Annotated in this window: 9 protein-coding genes and 2 pseudogenes; 3 read left to right on the top strand and 8 right to left on the bottom strand. The window is 60.8% G+C overall.

Annotation, left to right across the window (positions count from 1 at the left end; translation table 11 throughout):
- The first annotated feature begins 48 nt into the window (after positions 1-48).
- A complete protein-coding gene (locus ACVIN2_RS11295; protein WP_456765680.1) occupies positions 49-897 on the top strand; it encodes an MBL fold metallo-hydrolase in 849 nt (282 codons plus the stop codon).
- A gap of 33 nt (positions 898-930) precedes the next feature.
- Here ACVIN2_RS11295 and ACVIN2_RS11300 read toward each other — a convergent pair whose 3' ends face one another.
- From ACVIN2_RS11300 to gmd, 5 genes and pseudogenes are all read right to left on the bottom strand, one after another.
- Positions 931-1821, bottom strand: coding sequence for an aldose 1-epimerase family protein (locus tag ACVIN2_RS11300; RefSeq protein WP_456765681.1), 891 nt, complete (start codon positions 1819-1821; stop codon positions 931-933).
- 74 nt (positions 1822-1895) lie between these two features.
- On the bottom strand, positions 1896-3308 hold the full coding sequence (locus ACVIN2_RS11305) for a mannose-1-phosphate guanylyltransferase/mannose-6-phosphate isomerase (protein WP_456765682.1): 1413 nt from the start codon (positions 3306-3308) through the stop codon (positions 1896-1898).
- A gap of 24 nt (positions 3309-3332) precedes the next feature.
- Positions 3333-4340, bottom strand: coding sequence for an NAD-dependent epimerase (locus ACVIN2_RS11310; protein WP_456765683.1), 1008 nt, complete (start codon positions 4338-4340; stop codon positions 3333-3335).
- Between the two features lie 1460 nt (positions 4341-5800).
- Positions 5801-6672: pseudogene (locus ACVIN2_RS11315) on the bottom strand (GDP-L-fucose synthase family protein).
- A gap of 101 nt (positions 6673-6773) precedes the next feature.
- Positions 6774-7617, bottom strand: a pseudogene (gene gmd / locus ACVIN2_RS11320) (GDP-mannose 4,6-dehydratase); the annotation flags it as partial.
- Between the two features lie 251 nt (positions 7618-7868).
- On the opposite strand from gmd, the gene ACVIN2_RS11325 reads away from it, so the two are divergent.
- Positions 7869-9143: a Hint domain-containing protein gene (locus ACVIN2_RS11325; protein WP_456765684.1), complete on the top strand. Its 1275-nt coding sequence runs from the start codon at positions 7869-7871 to the stop codon at positions 9141-9143.
- Positions 9144-9340: 197 nt separating this feature from the next.
- The gene (locus tag ACVIN2_RS11330; RefSeq protein WP_456765685.1) at positions 9341-10459 is read left to right on the top strand and encodes a metallophosphoesterase family protein; all 1119 of its coding nucleotides are present in this window, start codon (positions 9341-9343) and stop codon (positions 10457-10459) included.
- Between the two features lie 6 nt (positions 10460-10465).
- Here ACVIN2_RS11330 and ACVIN2_RS11335 read toward each other — a convergent pair whose 3' ends face one another.
- From ACVIN2_RS11335 to ACVIN2_RS11345, 3 genes are all read right to left on the bottom strand, one after another.
- A complete protein-coding gene (locus ACVIN2_RS11335) occupies positions 10466-11782 on the bottom strand; it encodes an HlyD family type I secretion periplasmic adaptor subunit (protein ID WP_007606867.1) in 1317 nt (438 codons plus the stop codon).
- Positions 11782-13548 carry a type I secretion system permease/ATPase gene (locus ACVIN2_RS11340; RefSeq protein ID WP_157234137.1) on the bottom strand — a complete coding sequence of 589 codons (1767 nt, stop codon included), beginning with the start codon at positions 13546-13548 and terminating at the stop codon, positions 11782-11784. The genes ACVIN2_RS11335 and ACVIN2_RS11340 overlap by 1 nt, the downstream gene beginning before the upstream one ends.
- A 183-nt stretch (positions 13549-13731) precedes the next feature.
- The gene (locus ACVIN2_RS11345) at positions 13732-22179 is read right to left on the bottom strand and encodes an Ig-like domain-containing protein (protein WP_456765686.1); all 8448 of its coding nucleotides are present in this window, start codon (positions 22177-22179) and stop codon (positions 13732-13734) included.
- Positions 22180-22550 lie beyond the last annotated feature (371 nt).

Genomic DNA, 22550 nt, shown 5'->3' on the forward strand with positions numbered 1-22550 from the left:
TCAAATCTACAGTGGCGCCCCGAAAAGTCTGCCCCAGGAGGTGGCGCCATGGAAGTCATCCTGCTCGGCACCGGCGGCCCGCGCCCGGACCCGCGCCGCATGGCGACGACCACGCTGATCAGGCTCGGCGAGGAAAATATCCTGATCGACGCAGGCCGCGGCGTCATGGTGCAGCTCAGCAAGGCGGGCGTGCCGCTCGGCTCCATCAACACGGTCTTTCTCACCCATCACCATTTCGACCACATCGGCGACCTCTACGACGTGATGCTCAATTCATGGTTGCACGGGCGCAAGGACGATCTGCACATCTATGGACCGCCGGATACCGAACGGCTCGTCAATACGCTGGTGACGCAGGTCTACGACAAGGACATCGCCTGGCGCGATCAGGGCGAGCCGAGCTTCGGCGGCTGGAAGCCTGTCGTCGCGACGGACATTATACCGGGCCCCGTTCTCAACACCGGGCGCTGGAAGATCAGCGCCGAACTCGTCTCGCATGGCGACGGCCTCGACATGTCGCCGGCCTTCCTCGCGCGCTGGATGTGTCTCGGCTATCGCTTCGAAGCCGAGGGCAAGGTCATCGCAATTTCCGGCGACACGGTGCCCTGCGCCGGTCTCGAGCGGTTGGCTGAGGGGGCCGACCTGCTGGTCCAGTGCTGCTTCCTCGCCACGCCGGAGATCGACAACGAGCACCTGCGCCGGCTTGCGAAATTCACGATCGCCTGCGGCGACACGGTCGGCAAGGTCGCGGCCAAGGCCAGCGTCAAGAAGCTCGCGCTGACCCATCACCGGCCTCGCACCGACGATTCCATGCTGAATGCGCTGCTTGCGGACGTGAGGCGGGACTATTCAGGTCCAGTCGTGCTCGGCGAAGACCTCACGCGGATCGAGGTCTGAGAACTCAAGATGCGCGAAGGCCGTCCGGCCGCCTCAGGACGATCCAACCTCGACCCGAAATGACAATTGCTCTTCCGTTCCGGGCGCGATGTGCATCAGGCCCGGCTTGTCAGTGAATTCGCCATCGAAGCCGGCCGCACTGGCATAGCCGCGCCAGGGCTCGATGCAGAGGAACGGCGCGCCAGATGGTTTCGACCAGACGCCAAGCTCGCGAAAGCCGCGCCATGACATTTTCAACCACGGCCCGGTGGGCGCGCCCTGCTCCGCGGCATAGCGGACCGAATTGCTCGCGATCCGATCGAAGATGATTGCGTCGTCGACGAACAGGGATTCGGATAAGGGCAACACGGAGCCTTTGATCGGGCTCGGCTCGGTCGCCGGACGAAGCAAGCCGCCGTCGAGACGGCGGACGGGAGACGGCTCTGCATTCGCGAAGCTCAGCGCGTAACTCTCCTTGGCCAGTTCCGGTTGGAGCGGCCAGTTGAAAGCAGGATGGCCGCCGAGCGAGGCCGGCAATATCTCCTTGCCGGTGTTCGCGACCGTGAGCGAAAGATCGAGACCGGATTCGTCGAGCGCATAAGTTGCCGTCAGGCGGAACGCGAACGGGTAGAGCGCGCGCGTCGTCTCGCTGTCTTCGAGCATCAGGGCACAGCGACTTTCGCCACGTTCCACCCACGCAAAGCGGCTGTCACGCGCGAAGCCGTGCTGGGTCATCCGGTAGGTCCTGCCCCGGTGCCGCAATTCGTCATTGGCGAGGCGCCCGACGATCGGAAACAGCAGAGGCGCATGTCGCGGCCAGGCCGGCTCCGCCTGCCAGACGAACTCGATGCCGGCATTGCTCGCCAGCGAACACATCTCCGCGCCTTGCGCCTTGATGGTCGCGGTGAGCCCGCCGCTGCGGATCGTGTGCGTGTCGTCGGTCATGACAGCCTGTTCCGATCATCGCATTTCGCAGGACAATTTCCAAATGTTAGCGGAATGTTGGAGCGACACTCTGCTCAAGAGCGCTTATAGTCGTCTTCAATCCGGATGATGTCGTCTTCCCCGAGATAGCTTCCGGTCTGGACCTCGATCAGCTCCAGCATGATTTTACCGGGGTTCTCCATCCGGTGCACCGCGCCCATCGGGATATAGATCGACTCGTTCTCGTGCACGCTTTTGACGGTCTCGTTGACGGTGACGCGGGCGGTGCCGCGGACCACGATCCAATGCTCGGCGCGATGATGGTGCTTCTGCAGCGACAGCCGTCCGCCCGGCTTCACCACGATGCGCTTGACCTGGTGGCGCTCGCCATTGTCGACCGATTGGTAGCTGCCCCAGGGTCGATGCACCTTGAGATGCTCCTCGGTGACTTTCGGCGCGACCGCCTTGAGTTTTGTGACCAGCCGTTTCAGCCCGTTGGCATCCTTCTGGCGCGAGACCAGCACCGCATCGGCAGTCGCGACCACGATGAGATCGTCGACGCCTTCGAGCGCGACCAGCGCGGCATCGGTGGTGACGTTGCAGTTGCGGGAATCCTCGAACACGGCGGTGCCGTGCGAAGCATTGCCTTGCGCGTCCTTGTCCGACAATTCCCACACCGCGTGCCAGGAGCCGACGTCGGACCAGCCGCAGGACACCGGTACGACCGCCGCGCGCGCGGTCTTCTCCATCACCGCATAGTCGATCGAGATCGCCTTGGCCGCGCCGAACGCCACGGGCTCCAGCGTCACGAAGCCGAGATCGCGGCCGGCATTGGTCACGGCATTGGAAATCGCCTCCACGCTCGCCGCGTCGACCTTGCGGTATTCGTCGAGCAGGACGGCGGCCGGGAACATGAAGTTGCCGCTGTTCCAGAGATAGCCGGAATTGACGTAGTCGGCCGCCTTCACCGCATCCGGCTTCTCGACGAAACGCGCGACCGCGTGCACTTCGCCGGAGATGACCTCGCCCGGGCTGATATAGCCGTATTCGGTCGCCGGCCGCTCCGGCTTGACGCCGAACGTGACGATGCGCCCGGCGCTCGCGGCCGTGAGACCCTCACGGCACGCCGCGACGAAGGCCGCATTGTCCTGCACCACGTGGTCGGCGGCGAGCGCGAGCACGATGGCTTCACTCGAGCGATTCTGCGCGAACACCGCGCCGGCTGCGATCGCAGGCCCGGAATCGCGCCGCATCGGCTCCAGGATCACGTCGGCCTCGATGCCGATCTCGGCGAGCTGCTCCAGCACCATGAAGCGGTAGGAGGCATTGGTGATGACGATCGGGCGATCGAACAGCGAGGCCTCCGAGACGCGCAACAGCGTGTCCTGGAAGGTCGAGCGCGTGCCGAACAACGGCAGGAACTGCTTGGGCCGCACCTCGCGCGAAGCCGGCCACAGCCGCGTTCCGGCACCGCCGCACATGATCAGGGGGATAATTTTTTGGGACACGTGTGAGCTACTCAAGTGAGGGGTTTATAGGCGGTGATAATTTCGATACCATTCGACAAAGCGGCCCAAGCCATCCGCCAGCGGCGTCGAGGGCGTGAAGCCGACGTCGCGTTGCAATGCCGAAATGTCGGCGCGCGTCTCGAGGACGTCGCCAGCCTGCATCGGCAAAAGCGTGCGGATCGCGGGCTTGCCGATGATCTTCTCCAGTGTCTCGACGAACTCGATCAAATTGACCGAGCAATTGTTGCCGATGTTGTAGACGCGATACGGCGCATAGCTCGACGAGTTTTCCGGCTGCTCGGCGTTCCACGCGGGATTGGGCGTCGCGGGCCGATCGAGGGTGCGGATCACGCCCTCGACGATGTCGTCGACATAGGTGAAATCGCGCCACATATTTCCATTATTGAAAAGCTTGATCGGCTCACCCGCAAAGATCGCGCGCGTGAAGAGCCAGGCGGCCATGTCGGGCCGGCCCCATGGACCATAGACAGTGAAGAAGCGAAGACCGGTCACCGGCAGCTTGTGAACATGCGCGAACGTGTGCGCCATCAGCTCGTTGGCCTTCTTGCTCGCGGCATAGAGGCTGACCGGATGATTGACCGACTGCTCGGTCGAATACGGCAAGGTGCGGTTGGCGCCATACACGGAGCTCGACGAGGCGTAGACGAGATGCGCCAGACCGTGGCGCCGGGCGGCTTCGAGCACGGTGACGAATCCATCACAATTGGCGCGGATGCTGGTGATGGGATCGTCGATCGAGGCGCGCACGCCGGGCTGCGCCGCGAGGTGCACCACGCGGTCGGGCGCGACCTCGTCGAACACACGCGTCACCGCAGCGAAGTCGGCAAGATCGATCTCGTGAAATGTGAAGGCATCATGCTTGAGCGTCTCGAGGCGAGCGCGCTTGAGCGCCGGATCATAGTAAGGGGTCACTGCGTCGATGCCGACAACTCGTTCCCCGCGCGCGAGCAAGCGCTCACAGACATGCATGCCGATGAAGCCGGCAGCGCCGGTAACCACCACGGGGGCCAAAATAAACTCCGTTGTTCGACCTCATATACCGCATTGCCAGACTGAACCAGTCCAGGCAAGGGTTCAGCATTGGACAACAGCCCCCATCGCATCGGCAAGCTTAATGTCGGGCGCTTCGGATGTCAGCCTTGCCAAGCTAACCAGAAGGGGCGCCCTTTGCCTGCCGACGCAACATCAGGTGCGCGTCCATAAAGGGCTCCTGACTGCCCGGAAGTCTTTCAACAAGTGTTCCCGGGGAGCACCGAACGAACAGCACCTGGCGGCATTCGGCGCAGGGCTCGGCCAGGCCCCCTCCGCCTGCCAGACGAACTCAGCGCCGTACTTCTGCTTGAGCCAGCACATCTAGGCGCCGTGGGCGTGGATGGTCGCGGTGAGGCGGCCGCTCCAAAACCTGTGAATTTCCTTACTCAACTCCCAACCTCGCGGGCGATCCGACCTTTTGCACAGATCACATCGGCGGCAACTTATTTCCCTGCAATCAGGGAAATAAACAGCGAAAGGATGGCACATGGTCGGGTGGCTCCAAGCCGAAAGACCGGAAAACCTCAGCAAAACTCGAGAGTGACGATGCTCGCGCGCAAACGTATCAGGGAATATCAAGACACCTAACAGGGAAAGAACAGAGCAATGAACACGCGGACCAGGTATCTCATACGCAGTGGAGACGCCCAAGAGTTCTAAGAACACTAAGCCGACCCAACTTTGAGACCCGCCGTCCTGCGAAGTGCGCCCCCTGTCTTTGAAGGAAGTAGGCGCCCTTACTGGTATCGCTCCAAACGATTTCAAGTAGAATAGCAGAAGCGTAGAGGGCAACGACTGCTGTCAGATCATAAAGCCTGAACTTCCGCGACGAGCGGGAGTTGCGCGAAATGATCGGTCGTGGCTACCGGTCCGCCGAAGTTGCTGCAGTCTTGGATCGAGCACGCCACGTTGCAGATGCCTACGAGCCCCTCACGTTTCGATTGGTCCTTCTCGTCTCCGGTGCTGTCGCCGTCCTGCCTACAACCATTTGGTTAGGGCGATTGGCTGGATGCTTGGCAGCTAGTTCGCTTCCCGCCCGCCTGCGTTTTGCTTAACATGGCCCATGGCAAGAGGGTATTCGAAGGCGATTCGATCACTTCATTCTGCCGCTATACGCGGTCATTCCCCGTGCGGTAAGAGCCCAGGCCGTGACGGGCAGATGCCTTGGTGGCTTGCGGACAAGTGGCGCGCGAGGCACTTTTCGCACCAAATCGAGCGACTCAGCCCCTATTGGCTGGCCTCAGTCATCTACAAATGCGCACCGACTATTCTCCGGACGACGATCTGAAACTATGTCCCCGAAGCCAGGCGTCGCGACTGAGTGTGGTCGGCTGCTGGAACTATCCGGATCAGCATCACCGCTTCACTGATGCCGCAGAGACGATCGCGGCAGCATACCCGGGACGAATAGGCCTTGCCCCGCTCCCTGCAGCCTAAATTCAGAGGTAAGCCGCATATGCGTGCTTCAAGCCGTCGTGAAGCGGTGTCGTCGCGCGCCAGCCGAGTCGGCTAGACGGCTGACGTCGAGCAGCTTGCGCGGCGTGCCGTCGGGCCGCGAGCTATCGAAACTGATCTCGCCGCTGTAACCGACGATTTCGGCAACCAGGCGCGCGAATTCGGCGATGGTTATGTCCTCGCCGGTGCCGATATTGGCCAGCTCGGCACTGGCATAGGTGTTCATCAGGTGCACGCAGGCATCTGCCATGTCGTCGACATAATGGAACTCGCGCCGCGGCGTGCCGGTGCCCCAAACGACGACATTCTTCGCGCCCGAAACCTTGGCCTCATGGAAGCGACGGATCAGGGCGGCGACCACGTGACTCATTTCGGGATGATAATTGTCGCCGGGGCCGTAGAGGTTGGTCGGCATCACGCTGATGAAGTCGCATCCGTACTGGCTGCGATAGGCCGACCATCTTGATCCCGGCGATCTTGGCAATCGCATAGGCCTCGTTGGTCGGCTCTAGCGGACCAGTGAGCACGGAGTCCTCGCGCAAGGGCTGCGCGGCGTCCTTTGGGTAGATGCAGGGCGGGCCCAGAAACATCAGCTTCTCGGCGCCGTTTCGATGCGCGGCCTGGATCAGGTTAGCCGCGATCGCGATGTTGTCGTAAATGAAGGCGCGCAGGGTGTTGTTGGCGACGATGCCGCCCACCTTTGCAGCGGCGAGGAAGATCACTCGCGTCTTCCCGAACCAGTCGAACCGCGGCCTCCTTGCGGAGATCGACCTCGCGCCGGTCCACGGTGATGAGTTGAGGCGCGCAAGCGCGCTGCCGACCATGCCGTGATGGCCTGCGACGCTCTTGCCTGCAGTTCAAACGGTACGTTTGCAACTCGTCGTGCCCGTTTGGCACCGCCAGATCGCTCTCCATCATCTCGGCGACGAGCTCTAAAAAGCTCTGCTTCGGCGTTCAGCCGAGCACCTCGCGCGCCTTGCTGGCGTCGCCGACGAGGAGATCGACCTCGGTAGGGCGGAAATAGGTCGGATCGATCTTCACGACCTTCTTGCCGGTCTTGGTGTCGACGCCGGTCTCGTCGACGCCCTCGCCGCGCCACGCGATGCGTCAGCCGATTTGGGCGAACGACAACTCGACCATCTCTCGCCCCAAGTGCATCTCGCCCGTGGCGAGCACGAAATCGTCGGGCTTGTCGGCTTGCAGGATCTTGTGCATGCCCTCGACATAATCGCGCGCATGGCCCCAGTCGCGCTTGGCCGAGAGATTGCCGAGATAGAGCGTCTGCTCCAGATGCGGGCGACGCCACGCGTGATCTTGCGCGTGACGAAGGTCTCGCTGCGGATCGGACTCTCATGATTTAACAGAATGCCGTTGCTCGCGAACATGCGATAGGCCTCGCGATAGTTCACCGTCATCCAGTAGCCGTAGAGCTTTGCCACGCCGTAGGCGAGTGCGGATAGAACGGCGTCGTCTTCTTCTGCGGGATCTCCTGGACGAGACCGTAGAGCTCCGAGGTCGAGGCCTGGTAGAACCGCGTCTCCTTCTCCATGCCGAGGATGCGGATTGCTTCCAGCAGGCGCAGGACGCCAATGCCGTCGGCATTGACGGTGTATTCCGGGCTTTCGAAGCTGACGGCGACGTGGCTTTGGGCAGCGAGATTGTAGATTTCGGTCGGTCGGATCTGCTGTACCAGACGGGTCAGATGGGTCGAATCCGTCATTGTCGCCGTAGTGCATCAGGAACGGGAGTTGCCGACATGCAGGTCCTGGTAGAGATGATCGACTCGCGGTGTTGAACAGCTCATTAACGCTTCTGGCGAATGACTATCGATTTTTGTCGTGGAACTCCGAATAGTGGAGATCGCTTGCATCTGGCGTAATTCACAGCATTAACCATGCGCCGCGACAAATGGCCAAGCTTTTAAATGCACTTTTTTTGTTGCCTTATCGATTTAATGGTTTAAAATTTAATAATTCCTCGTTTCGGAATGCCGGCTCATCATTCGAACCAGGCCTGCGTTAGCGGTAGATTAGTGTTGGTAGGAGTATTGTCTTGGCCATCGAATTCAACTGGGCAGAGTCGGGGAACTCCAATTTTCAGCTCGCGACGGGCGTCACTCTATCCGCCGGAACGATCAATCCGAACGACCTGTTGATCGCAGTTGTCGTGCCGCTGGTGCCCCACACCGGTGAGCACGGGGACGGACCGCTTGTTGGCCCTCCGTCTGGCCCTGTCCAGCCTCCGCCGGGTTGGGCGCAGTTGGACAATACGGCACTGTCGCTCGATGGCGTGCCTGCCAACGCATCGATCTTTTACAAGGTCGCAACGGGCAACGAGAGCCAAAACCTTAACTTTAGTTGGTCCAATCAGTCTGACTACTCCTGGACGCTGCTGAGCTATTCCGGCGTGGATCCGACCTCGCCGATCGACGCCTTCGGAGGTCAGACCAACACGAGCGCCTACCTTGATGAAACGGTCGCGCCGTCAGTAACGACCACCAGCCCAAACGACACCCTTGTCAGCGTTTGGATGAGCAAAGGCGGCGCCGAGGACTATACGAACGACCGGACAACCACCGTCCGTTCCAACACCCATTCGAACACATACGAATTTCCCCAGATTATGGTCGCCGACGAGCGTCTGGCATCTGCCGGAGCGACCTCGCCCAACGAGATGGATCAGTTGTATTCGACCGTAAATCAGCGCGGATTCTCAATTGCGCTCCGGGAGGCCGCATGCTTCATGGCGGGGACAATGATCCGTACGCCCGATGGAGAGTGTGCTGTAGAGACGATGGTTCGCGGAGACCGCGTCTTGACGTCCGATGGCCAGACCGAACGGGTCGTCTGGATAGGGCGTCAGACCATCTCGATGCTGTTCGCAGATCCGCTCCGTGTACTGCCGGTTCGCATTCGGGCCAACGCCCTCGGTGAGCAAGTGCCTTCGCGCGATTTTCTGCTATCGCCTGATCACGCAATCCTTGTCAGGGGTGTGCTCATTCAGGCCGGTGCGCTGGTTAATGGCACATCGATTGTACGCGAAACCAAAGTACCACTGACGTTCACCTACTATCATGTTGAACTTGAACATCACTCGTTGATCCTGGCCGAGAACACGCCGGCGGAGACTTTCATCGACAATGTCGATCGTCTCGCCTTCGACAACTGGCACGAACACGAGGAACTGTACCCGGAAGGCAAAGCGATCGTCGAAATGCCATATGCCCGCGCCAAGGCACACCGACAAGTACCTCGGGTCGTTCGTGAACTCCTCGCCGCAAAGGCAACTAATATGGCGGCGTCCAGCGCGCATATAGTTGCCGCCTGATATTTCATGCTCGAACGAGCCGCTCGGGCATCGGGACATTCTAGGGTGGGCATCCGGGATAGATGGGTCTGGGCCAAGACACAACATCTTTGATGGCGTATCGCGATGAACCGTAGCCAACGAGGGGCAATAGACCGATCTTATCTCGCGGGGCCTTGGCGCGCGCGCGAGGTGATCTGCGGCAGGATCGCACGGGGATGACCCTTGGCGAACTTGCACTCGTCGTGTGCGCCCAGGTCGTGATCCTGGGTTCGATCGGTGCTCTAAAATTGCATGCTTGGCGATCGGACGTCTTAAATCGGAACTTCAGCTCCTCCTCCTGGCGTGATCAGGATGGTTCGCTTGAAGCCTCCTCCAATCCGCCCTCGTTCGACGCGCCGGGTCATGGCGGAAGCTTTAAACCGAGGTTTTGGCAAACGTTTCCCGAGCCGGTTCTGACGATGGTCCGGCTGGTGACCGGTCAATTGGCCAGACCGAGACGCTTGGATAGCGCACGGAGATTACGCCCGGCGGCACGAAGCGGCAGCGCGCATCCTATGGTCTTCGATGCGGGACGAAGCATTCGTATCCCCGCTGGCCTCCCCACTGGCGTGAGGATATATGCAATCGGAGATATCCATGGCCGCGCGGACCTGTTGCGTTCGGTGCTCGAAAATATCAATTCCGACTACACAAGGAGTCCGGCCGAACGGCCAATTCTCGTTTTCCTGGGTGACTACATCGATCGGGGACCATCATCGAAGGACGTCCTGGATATCTTAGTCGAATGCAAAGCCAGAATCGAAAGCGTATTCCTGAAAGGGAATCACGAGACCTTCGTTTTAGCCTTTCTTCAGGATCCGACGGCCCTGGACTCATGGCGGACCTGCGGCGGCCTTGAGACGCTCCACTCCTATGGTCTGAAGCCCACCCTGCAACCCGACATGCAGGAGCGAATTGACCTCGCAGTGCAACTCGCCACGACCCTACCCGACGATCACCGGGCATTTCTTGGCTCGCTGCAAACATGGTTTCAATGCGGAGACGTCCTGTTTGTACATGCGGGAATTCGTCCGAATATCCCCATCGCTCAGCAGGACGAAAGCGATCTCCTCTGGATCCGCGAAGACTTCCTCGATTTCCGGGCGCCCTTCGAGGCTTTCGTCGTCCACGGCCATACGCCAGTACGTGTCCCCGATGTGCGGACCAACCGCCTGAACATTGACACCGGAGCCTTCGTGACGGGACGCCTGACCTGCGTCGCAATCGAAGGCTCAGCAGTCAGACAAATCTCAGAATTGGCATCGAACGTGGGCGGACAAGCGACTGTGCACTAAGCCAACTCACCTCTCCTTGAACGCGTGCTCAGCCTGGTCCATCAGAGGTTTGGTCAGATAAGACAGTGCCGTCCGGCCGGCCGTCTTGATGAACACTTCGACCGGCATGCCGGGCACGAGCTTGGCGGTCCCGAGTTTTTCGAGCTCATCCGCGCCAAGTCCCACCCGCACTGTATAGAAGCTATTGCCGGTTCTCCGATCCTCGGTCAAATCCGGCGATACCATTGTTACCGTGCCTTCGATTTCCGGCGTGGTTTTCTGGTTGAACGCTGCAAATCGCAAGGCCGCCTGTTGGCCGAAATAGACCTGGTCGATATCGCGCGGCGAGATTTTCACCTCGATGGCAAGCGCGTCTGCATCTGGAACAATGAGCATGATCTGCTCACCAGGCGCAATCACACCACCAACGGTATGAACTGTCAGTTGATGCACACGACCACTTTGCGGAGCGCGAATGTCCACGCGGCTCAGTTGATCCACCGCCGCCGTCTTGCGTTCCGACAACTCCGAGAGCTTTGCGCGCGTTTCGATCAGGTCCTTGCCGACCTCAGTTCGCAAATCCTGATCAATCTGGATCATTTGGAGCTGAATTTCGGCCGTCTTGCCCTTGGATTGCGCGATGGCCCCGGTCAATTGACTGCGCTCACCCTCAAGTCGCGCTGAATCGCGCTCAAGCGCGGTTAGTCGTGCGATCGGGATGAGGTTCTTCTGCCAAAGGGCACGAACACCCTCGAGTTCCTGACGGATCAGATCGATTTCCTTGAGCTTTGCGTCGACCTGGCCCGAATATCCCTTTACTTCTTCCGCCAGTTGCGCAATTCGCTCCCTCAGCTGGGCTTTCTGGCCAGCCCTGGCTTCCCTTCTCAAACTGAAGAGGGCTTTCTCGGCAGCGACGACATGCGCAGCCACAGAAGAGGTGTCGCGCGCGCGCTCGATCAAAGACATCTGGAAGACGATTTGCTCGGAATTGTCGCGCTCCGCCTCGAGACGACCTTGACGAGCAAGGAGTTCATCGACGCCTTGAATAACAATTGTGGCGTTGGCGAGCGTTTGGGTCTTGTCCAGTCCGATCAGGATCTGCCCTGCATCGACATGGTCACCTTCACGCACGTGCATCTCACCAACGATGCCGCCTGTTGCGTGTTGCACCTTCTTGACGCTCGAATCGACGACAACAACGCCCTGCCCGATCACGGCCCCGGTCAATTGTGAGGTCGCGGCCCATCCGCCAATTCCAAACGTCGCAAATAAAATAATGAGAATGCCAACGATCATGTAGCGCTGAATAGATCGTAACGCTGGCGTTGCGGCTTCGCCCTCCATCACGCCCCTCCTTGTCCGTCGGCGACAACCCTCAACGGTACCGGCGTGCGCAAGACTTTCCTCAGTACCTCTTCCTTGGGCCCGAACGACTGCACTCTGCCTTCCCCAACCACCAGAACGTGGTCGACCCCTTCAAGGGCCTTGGGGCGGTGAGCAACGATGATGACGATCCCGCCACGGCGACGCACACCAAGGATTGCCTCGGTCAGCGCATCCTCACCCTCTGAATCGAGATTGGAAGTGGGCTCGTCCAAGACGACAAGAAATGGGCTCCCGTAGAACGCGCGGGCAAGGCCGATACGCTGACGCTGTCCGGCCGACAGCGCCATGCCGCCCTCGCCCACTCTCGTTGAATAGGCGTCGGGAAGAGACAGGATGAGATCGTGCGCTCCGGCAGCGTTTGCGGCTCCCAAAACCGCTGCAGGAGTGGCCTTGACGTCAAACCGGGCGATATTGACGGCAATGCTGCCGTCGAACAATTCGACATCTTGAGGAAGATATCCGATGTGTTTGCCGAGGGACTGGGATGACCAGTGCTCCAGTGCGGCATTATCCAGTTTAATCTTGCCCCGTGCATGTGGCCAAACCCCCACGAGCGCCCTTGCCAAAGTAGATTTGCCTGCTCCGCTTGGGCCGATGATGCCAAGCGCTTGCCCGCCTTTCAACGCGAACGATACGTCCGACAGCAGGGGTTTCTGGGAGCCCGGGGCCGCGACATGAAGCTGCTCGACGACCAGGGCACCGGTCGGCGGCGGCAACGCGAGCGGCTCTTCTTCGCGCGGCAGGAGCTTGAGCAAATCGTCGAGGCGCCGACCTGCTTGCCTTGCGGAGACGAAGCCCTTCCAGTTCGCGATTGCGATCTCGACAGGAGCAAGTCCCCTGGCAGTCAAGATTGAGCTTGCAATGATAATACCTGCAGTAGATTCCTGATTGATGACCAGATAGGCACCGACCGCGAGGATAAGCGATTGCAGAAGCGACCTGAACGTCTTTGAAATGCCGCCGAGCCCGCTTCCGATATCGCTGGATCGCTCATGGGCCGCCAGGTATTTCTGATTCACGTCCTGCCATCGCTCGGCGGCCTGACGCCGCATTCCCATGGCCTGAAGTACTTCAGCGTTTCGTCGTCCCTCAGCCGCAAGGGCACTGCGCAGGACTGCATGTCGTGAAGAGGCTTTGGCCGGACCGCGGCTTTGAATTTCCGTGAGAGCGGTGAGGCCGACCAGTATGATACCGCCGAGCAGCGCGGCTATTCCGATCCAAAAATGGAAGAGGAAGCAGATACCCAGATAGATCGGTATCCATGGCAGATCGAACAAAGCGGCCGGGCCGCTGCTCGACAAGAAGCTGCGAACCTGGTCGAGATCGCGCAAAGGCTGCAACCCGTCGCCGTCGCCCCGCGTCTTGAGGGGCAATCTGACGAGCGCATCAAAGACCCGCAGTCCCAGTCGTTCGTCGAGATAACGGCCGATGCGCAGGCTTATCCGGCTTCTGACCAGGTCAAGCCCTCCTTGAAGCACATATAGCATCGCCACGAGGGCCAACAGCGCGACAAGAGTCGGGATGCTGCGGCCTGGCAGTACCCGGTCGTAGACCTGCAGCATGAAGAAGGAGCCATTCAGCATCAAAAGATTGCTGAGGCCGCTGAATATCGCAAGAGCCCAAAAGATGCGACGGCAAGAAACGACGAAGGTGAGTACTTCGGAGCGCGCGTCCCCGTAGACCGCATCCGCCCCTGCACGCTCGCGGAAGATTCGGGAGCGCATTGTCTCCAGCGCCCCGCCGGAGACCTTCGATCGAACCCGATCGACGATGATCCCCACTGCGGCCTTAGCCACCTGCCAGTGAGAAACCTCGACCGCAGACGCGTCGGGCGGCGGGAGCTCCCGCCGCGATCCCAAATCACTCATAAGTCCCCCGCAAAATCGTCTGCCCCTAATCGTCAAGTGCTATCCAAAGTGGAAATCGTGGCTATCGAGTGCGCTCAATTTCGTGTTTTTCAGCGTGAGGCTGTCGGAGCCGGCGGAGATGACCACATCGCCACCGCATTGCGAAGCGTGAGCCAAAACGCTGGCGAAACTGTCGAAAGCGGTGTTGTTGAATTGTATCACATCGTGATTCCAACCGCTGGCGTGGAAGTCCTTGATGACGTCATTGCCGAAGTTGGCCGCGAAAACGAACGTATCAATGCGTCCGTTACCCAGGAAAACGTCATCCCCATTCGTGCCGGTGAGTGCGTTTCTTCCGGTTGTTCCCAGAATTGCGGCCCCATCACTGTTGGCAACAACGTGCCCAGAGCTGTCGACTTCTTGCGCCGTGAATTTATGAACGGTGTTGGGAAAGCCGGCTTTAGTTGTGTACGTCCAAGTTCCATCCGACCCCACGGTGGCCGAACCAAGGGCCTTCGTGTCATCGAAGAGTTTGATAGTGCTGTTGGGATCGGCCGTACCCTTCAGTGTGACGGCACCCCAACGGTTCTCCGAAAGATTCGTGAATTCGACATGAGCCTGCGCATCGATCTCAAGGTGCGTGGTAGCGGAGGTTTGACTGGTGTTGCCCGCAGCATCGGTCGCTGTCGAGGTCAAATCGTGTCCACCAGCGCTCAGGTTGCCCGCATCGAAGCTCCATACCCCCGTGCTGGTTGCAGTTGAGGTCCCGATCTGGACCGAGCCGTCAAAGATCTTGATCAGGCTGTTCGCTTCTGCGGTGCCCTTGAGCATGACGTCGTCGGCGATGGTGCTGGCTTTCGCGGTGGTCCCGGCCTGCGAAGCAACATCCATCGTCGGCGCAGTCGGAGCATGTGTATCAATCGTGATCGCAAATGTCCCCGACGCGGGACCGCCGGATGCATCCTGCGCGGTGAGATTGTGAATTCCATCGTTGAGCGTGGGCGTCGCTAGGGACCAATGGCCGCTGCCGTCAACATTGGCGCTACCCAGCTGAGTGGAGCCCTCGAAGACTTTCACGGTGCTGCCGGCGACGGCCGAGCCCGTCAGCGTCAGCGTGTTGTCGTTGGTGATGTGGTCGCCGACAACACCGCTGTCGGTCGTGAACGAGGCGATCGTCGGCGCCGCAGGCGCCGCGGCGATCGTCACCGAGACCGGCGAAGACGCCGTGCCGGTGTTGCCCGCAGCATCGGTCGCCGTGGCCGTGAAGCTGTGACCGCCGGTCGACAGCGCCGCAGTGGTATAGCTCCATGCGCCGCTGGCGTTGGCGACCGCGGTGCCGAGCTTGTTCGCACCGTCGAACACCGTGATCGTGCTGTTGGCTTCCGCCGTGCCCGTCAGGACCTCGACATGCGTGCTCGCAAGCGTCGCTGCAGACGTCGATGCGACCAGCGTCGGCACACCCGGCGCGTGCGTATCGATCGTGACGGCCAGGGCCGTCGACGCAACGCTGGTGCCGCCCGAGGTCGTCGCCGTCGCCATCAGCGAGTGACCGCCGTCGGAGAGCGCGGCCGTGGTCAGCGTCCAGGCGCCGCTCGAGTTCGCCGTCACGGTCCCCAGCACCGTCGAACCGTCAAGCACCTTCACGGTGCTGCCGGCGACGGCCGAGCCCGTCAGCGTCAGCGTGTTGTCGTTGGTGATGTGGTCGCCGACAACACCGCTGTCGGTCGTGAACGAGGCGATCGTCGGCGCCGCAGGCGCCGCGGCGATCGTCACCGAGACCGGCGAAGACGCCGTGCCGGTGTTGCCCGCAGCATCGGTCGCCGTGGCCGTGAAGCTGTGACCGCCGGTCGACAGCGCCGCAGTGGTATAGCTCCATGCGCCGCTGGCGTTGGCGACCGCGGTGCCGAGCTTGTTCGCACCGTCGAACACCGTGATCGTGCTGTTGGCTTCCGCCGTGCCCGTCAGGACCTCGACATGCGTGCTCGCAAGCGTCGCTGCAGACGTCGATGCGACCAGCGTCGGCACACCCGGCGCGTGCGTATCGATCGTGACGGCCAGGGCCGTCGACGCAACGCTGGTGCCGCCCGAGGTCGTCGCCGTCGCCATCAGCGAGTGACCGCCATCGGAGAGCGCGGCCGTGGTCAGCGTCCAGGCGCCGCTCGAGTTCGCCGTCACGGTCCCCAGCACCGTCGAACCGTCAAGCACCTTCACGGTGCTGCCGGCGACGGCCGAGCCCGTCAGCGTCAGCGTGTTGTCGTTGGTGATGTGGTCGCCGACAACACCGCTGTCGGTCGTGAACGAGGCGATCGTCGGCGCCGCAGGCGCCGCGGCGATCGTCACCGAGACCGGCGAAGACGCCGTGCCGGTGTTGCCCGCAGCATCGGTCGCCGTGGCCGTGAAGCTGTGACCGCCGGTCGACAGCGCCGCAGTGGTATAGCTCCATGCGCCGCTGGCGTTGGCGACCGCGGTGCCGAGCTTGTTCGCACCGTCGAACACCGTGATCGTGCTGTTGGCTTCCGCCGTGCCCGTCAGGACCTCGACATGCGTGCTCGCAAGCGTCGCTGCAGACGTCGATGCGACCAGCGTCGGCACACCCGGCGCGTGCGTATCGATCGTGACGGCCAGGGCCGTCGACGCAACGCTGGTGCCGCCCGAGGTCGTCGCCGTCGCCATCAGCGAGTGACCGCCGTCGGAGAGCGCGGCCGTGGTCAGCGTCCAGGCGCCGCTCGAGTTCGCCGTCACGGTCCCCAGCACCGTCGAACCGTCAAGCACCTTCACGGTGCTGCCGGCGACGGCCGAGCCCGTCAGCGTCAGCGTGTTGTCGTTGGTGATGTGGTCGCCGACAACACCGCTGTCGGTCGTGAACGAGGCGATCGTCGGCGCCGCAGGCGCCGCGGCGATCGTCACCGAGACCGGCGAAGACGCCGTGCCGGTGTTGCCCGCAGCATCGGTCGCCGTGGCCGTGAAGCTGTGACCGCCGGTCGACAGCGCCGCAGTGGTATAGCTCCATGCGCCGCTGGCGTTGGCGACCGCGGTGCCGAGCTTGTTCGCACCGTCGAACACCGTGATCGTGCTGTTGGCTTCCGCCGTGCCCGTCAGGACCTCGACATGCGTGCTCGCAAGCGTCGCTGCAGACGTCGATGCGACCAGCGTCGGCACACCCGGCGCGTGCGTATCGATCGTGACGGCCAGGGCCGTCGACGCAACGCTGGTGCCGCCCGAGGTCGTCGCCGTCGCCATCAGCGAGTGACCGCCGTCGGAGAGCGCGGCCGTGGTCAGCGTCCAGGCGCCGCTCGAGTTCGCCGTCACGGTCCCCAGCACCGTCGAACCGTCAAGCACCTTCACGGTGCTGCCGGCGACGGCCGAGCCCGTCAGCGTCAGCGTGTTGTCGTTGGTGATGTGGTCGCCGACAACACCGCTGTCGGTCGTGAACGAAGCGATCGTCGGCGCCGCAGGCGGGGTCGGGGTGGAGGTCGTGCCAGGATCTACCTGCAGGCCAGTAAAGGTCTTCAACGCGCCGGTGAGTTCGGCCGCATCCCCAAGCGAATTGGCGATTTTCGCACCATTCGCCAAGTTGAACTGGGTGATGGCCAGTGCAGACACCTTGGTATCGCTCGCAGCGACAGTATAGCTGAACGTCAGCGTGTTGGTGCCTGCCCCCCCTGTGTATGTCGCCACACCTCCGTCATTCAGGACCAACGACGGCTTGCCGGTCACAGTCATGGCTTGGTCGAACTTGACGGTGAATACGATCGAGGTTCCAACGCCCTCAGTCCCCGAACTCGGCGAAGGAACGACGCTGACAACATCGGTTGTCGCAAAGCTGCCGGCCGTGGGGCCCGTCTTCTTGCCAGTCAGGAGATTGATGTTGTTTTCGATGGTGAGATTTGATCCCTGCACTTCCGAGGGCAGATCGCCAAAGCCCGTATCCGTGAAGGTACCCGTGGGATCGACGTAGTTGTTGCTGACAATCACTCCATTGAGGACGTTTCCGCTGTCTTGGAACAGCCCAATGTTCAACGAGATCGACATGTTGGGGCCGGTCGCGATGATAACATTGTTGGCGATAGTCGTATTGGTAATCGTCGAGCCGAGTTGGGCTTGAACGGCGAGCCCTTCGTTCGGTTCAACTCCCTGAGGTTGATAGATTGTATTATAGGCAATCATCGCATTATTCACGACGTCGCCAACAAACTGGATGGGGTCAGGATGCGACCCCGGCGTATACCCCAAGCCCTCAAAGACGTTGTATTGGATCGTAGGTGTAACAGTCCCGTTGCCCAAATCGATACCATCGGCGGGCATGTCGTGAATGTAGTTGTATTTGGCGACGAACGTGCCAGTGCCATTATAGTTGATGGCGGCGCCCAGTCCCGTTCCTGCCGGCGGCGGCTGCACCGACGGAATATTCATCTGATTTCCGTCGAAGGAGCAGTTCAACACCGTGAGATTTCCCACGTTGGTCGAACCTGCATCGATGGCAACGGGCTGGTTTGCGCCAAGCGAGAAGTTGCAGTTCTCGATCGTCGTCGTGCCCGTAGTTCCCGGCTTGACGACGACTGTCCAACCGCCACTCAGCGAGAAGTCGAAACCGTCAAGCGTAACGTTGTTACCAAGGATGCTCACGACATGGTTGGCAGTGTCGATCGATACGCCAGCCGGAAGATTTGCAGCAACGCTCGGATCCTTGAGCGCCGTGCCCGCCGGAACACCAACCGCGTAGTCTACGCCCGCGACCTGCCAGGGTGGGCGAACCGCATAGCTGTCCAGCAACGACGCCAGCTGTGGCGTGCCGGTATGCGCACTGCTCGATCCATCTGCGTAGCCTGAGGATGCCGAATTGACCGTCACGTTGAGACCGGCGGATGCCGCACTCACGTTTCCTGCCGCATCCGTTGTCGTCGCCGTAAATTTCTGAGCTCCATTCGACAGCACGCCGGTATCGAAGCTCCACGCGCCACTGCTGTCCGCGGTCGCGGTCCCGATCTGGGTTGAGTTGTCAAAGATCTTGACTGAGCTATTGGCCTCCGCGGATCCCTTCAGCACGAGGTCGTTAAGGGTCGTCGTGCTTCCCACCGACGATCCTGTTTGCGAATACGCACCAATGGTCGGAGCAACCGGGGCGTGTGTATCGATCGTGATCGACAGGGGCGCCGATGCGAGGCTAACCTGCCCCGAAGAATCGACATCCTGCGTCGTGAGGATGTGGCCTCCGTCACCGAGCGCCGCAGTTGTGAATGACCAGTTCCCGCTACCATCCACATTGGCCGTACCCAATTGGCTCGAACCATCGAATATTTTCACAGTGCTGCTGGCAACGGCCGAGCCGGTCAGCGTCAGTGTGTTGTCGTTGGTGGTGTGGTCACCGACAACGCCGCTGTCGGTCGTGAACGAAGCGATCGTTGGAGTGGCAGGAACTGCAGCACCGATGACTGGATCCAGGGGCTGTGAAAGCGCACTGACATTGCCTGCGACGTCGGTTGCCGTTGCTGTCAGGAAATGAGCTCCTTCTGATAGTCCGACCGTCGTAACGGTCCAGTTCCCTGAGGAGTTCGTCGTTCCCGTCCCGACGAGGGTCGCGCCATCGTACACCTGGACCGTGCTGTTTGCTTCGGCCGTGCCTGTTAACACCACCTGGTTGCCGTTGACGATTGAGTCGCCGGCCTCGAAGGGCACACCCGGCGCGTGCGTATCGATCGTGACGGCCAGGGCCGTCGACGCAACGCTGGTGCCGCCCGAGGTCGTCGCCGTCGCCATCAGCGAGTGACCGCCGTCGGAGAGCGCGGCCGTGGTCAGCGTCCAGGCGCCGCTCGAGTTCGCCGTCACGGTCCCCAGCACCGTCGAACCGTCAAGCACCTTCACGGTGCTGCCGGCGACGGCCGAGCCCGTCAGCGTCAGCGTGTTGTCGTTGGTGATGTGGTCGCCGACAACACCGCTGTCGGTCGTGAACGAAGCGATCGTCGGCGCCGCAGGCGCCGCGGCGATCGTCACCGAGACCGGCGAAGACGCCGTGCCGGTGTTGCCCGCAGCATCGGTCGCCGTGGCCGTGAAGCTGTGACCGCCGGTCGACAGCGCCGCAGTGGTATAGCTCCATGCGCCGCTGGCGTTGGCGACCGCGGTGCCGAGCTTGTTCGCACCGTCGAACACCGTGATCGTGCTGTTGGCTTCCGCCGTGCCCGTCAGGACCTCGACATGCGTGCTCGCAAGCGTCGCTGCAGACGTCGATGCGACCAGCGTCGGCACACCCGGCGCGTGCGTATCGATCGTGACGGCCAGGGCCGTCGACGCAACGCTGGTGCCGCCCGAGGTCGTCGCCGTCGCCGTCAGCGAGTGACCGCCGTCGGAGAGCGCGGCCGTGGTCAGCGTCCAGGCGCCGCTCGAGTTCGCCGTCACGGTCCCCAGCACCGTCGAACCGTCAAGCACCTTCACGGTGCTGCCGGCGACGGCCGAGCCCGTCAGCGTCAGCGTGTTGTCGTTGGTGATGTGGTCGCCGACAACACCGCTGTCGGTCGTGAACGAAGCGATCGTCGGCGCCGCAGGCGGGGTCGGGCTCGAGGTTCCGGATCCGGCAATGACCGCGCTCACCGCCTGAGAAGGCGCGCTGACATAGCCGAAAAAGTTGTTTGCCTTTGCCGTCAGGCTATGCGTCCCGGCAGATAGCGTCGCCGTAAAAGTCCAGGCACCGGATGAATCGGTGTCGATCAGACCGATCTGCGTCGCGCCATCAAAAATCTGTATGGTATAACCGCTAATCCAGGAACCAGAGCTCGCCTGCCCCTTTAGCGTGACTGCGTCCCCACTCACTGTCTCACTCGTGACAGTTACGGTCGGCACCAACGTCGAATGTGTCACAACAGGTTTTGCGGAGTTCGTCTGAGCCCCGACAGGTGCGGTTGGCGAAGGTGTGATGTTCTGGAAATACAGCCCACCCGTCTCCATATTGGTGTTGTTGTAGTACTTGGCATTGGGGGAATAAGTCGGATCGGAGAAGAAGCTTTCGTTGCCGAAAGTGCCCCCTCGCGTATCGGCGAAATTATCGTGGATCAGCACGGTTCCAGCCAGACTCGATCCCCCATTGACCGTCGTCATGACGCCGACGTTGGAGCCCGGAAGGGCTATGATCGTATTATAAGCCAGTTCCGCGCTCGTGACCGTCGAACCGTTGTCATTGAGCATGAAGCCCTGTGTACCGTCCGAATTTGACACGACGGTTTGGTACACAGTGTTGTACATGATGGTTTCAGTGAAGGGATTGCTCCCCATTGTCTGAAGCCAATCGGGATGCGCATTAACGTTCCCGTTGTCATTCAGCACATTGTACTTGATGGTGACCTGCCCACCACCCTGTGCCTGGATAAAATCGGAATAGGCATTCTTGAGCAGCGTATACTCAACGGTGAGGCCCGACGTACTTGTGTAAATGAGACCGTTGTTGAGCTGATCCGACTGCATATTGCCGTCGATGACGCAATTCTTGACCGTCAGATTTGAAGAGCCGTTGTCTCCGTAGATCGTGAAATTGCTGTTTGATCCAATCTTGAAGTTGGAATTGGAAATCGTCGTATTCGCAGCCTGCGTGATGACGGACCAACCGCCGGCGAGCGAGAAGTCGTAACCGTCAAGCGTGACGTTGCCCCCCGTGACCGTGACCTGATGGAGCGAGGAGTTAACTGAAACCCCAGCCATTTTTATTGTTGAAGGGTCCTTCAGGACGGTGCCCGCGGTAATGCCGACGGCATAGTCGACGCCGGCCACTTCCCAGGAAGGGCGCACAGTGTAGCCGTCCAATATTCCAGCCAATTGCGGGCCTCCGCCAGGCGCTCCAGCAGAACCATCGCCAACCAGCGGAGGATCGACGATCAACGTGCCACCGTGACCGTCGCTCGATGCCGCGAAGTTCGCCAGCGAATAGTTGCCCAGCAACTCAATACTGGCGGTATGCGTGCCGTCGCTGACCGTGAGTATGCCAGGCGAGTTGTTGCCGGTGTAACTGATCTGCGCGTTTGCGCCAGCTGTGACGTCCGCAAGATCAATGACATCGCCGATAGCAAGTTGACCGGCAATTTTGCCGCTGAATGTCGAGGAATCGTCGATCTTGAGGGTGCCGGTCGCTCCGTCGAATGCGACGGCACCCGAGAATGAAGACGAGAGCTCCAGAGTGCCACCGTCCGAGACCACGGCAAGCTGAGCGCCGGCATCCGCGGACGCACCTCCGCTACCAGCGACCTCCACCGTCGGGGCCAAGGAATGAGCGGGCGTATCGACGATCGTGACATCGCTCGGCGAACCCGAGCCCACCTCGCTATTCGCGTCCGACCGCAAACCTACCCCTTGGTCAAGCTCGGCCGTATGCCCGTGATGAAACACGTCGCGATGAAGAGACTGGGCGATTGCCATCCGAGATGCAGCACCCGTCGATCGGATGGCCATCAATGCGTCAGCCGCCGCGGCTTCAATCGACGCGATGATATCTGAAGAGCTGTGGCGCTCGGCATGATCAAACTGCACGGATGGATGCGTTTTGCGAGTCAAATTTGGCCCCTTTGTTCACGCACGTTTGGAATTCCCGCCTCAGCCGCTCAAGTTGCGCACCCCTGCGCTTTAAACCTGATGAGCTGTTACCCCAAACCCAACTCCTCGACTGATCCTCGGTCTGGTCTTTTTTAAGACGATTTCTAGGACTTCCTACGAAACGTGCCGGTGAATATTTCGCACAACTGAATCATTGAACGAAGTAAAAAAGGACAACAACGCCGCCAATCCGCCACGCTTGCTAAAAGCGCCTAAGCGAAATAGGTTCTTTTTTACAGAACGGCCGAATTAAATGGGTTTTTAAATCTACTTTAAATAAGACAGTTGCTTGAAGGTGTCGTCCGCTG

The organism is Bradyrhizobium sp. USDA 3650 (genome assembly GCF_054057395.1).

Coding starts and splice junctions, on each gene's coding strand:
- ACVIN2_RS11295 (WP_456765680.1), top strand. CDS start 49: ATGGAAGTCATCCTGCTCGGCACCGGCGGCCCGCGCCCGGACCCGCGC.
- ACVIN2_RS11300 (WP_456765681.1), bottom strand. CDS start 1,821: ATGACCGACGACACGCACACGATCCGCAGCGGCGGGCTCACCGCGACC.
- ACVIN2_RS11330 (WP_456765685.1), top strand. CDS start 9,341: ATGACCCTTGGCGAACTTGCACTCGTCGTGTGCGCCCAGGTCGTGATC.
- ACVIN2_RS11340 (WP_157234137.1), bottom strand. CDS start 13,548: ATGCGCTCCCGAATCTTCCGCGAGCGTGCAGGGGCGGATGCGGTCTAC.
- ACVIN2_RS11335 (WP_007606867.1), bottom strand. CDS start 11,782: ATGGAGGGCGAAGCCGCAACGCCAGCGTTACGATCTATTCAGCGCTAC.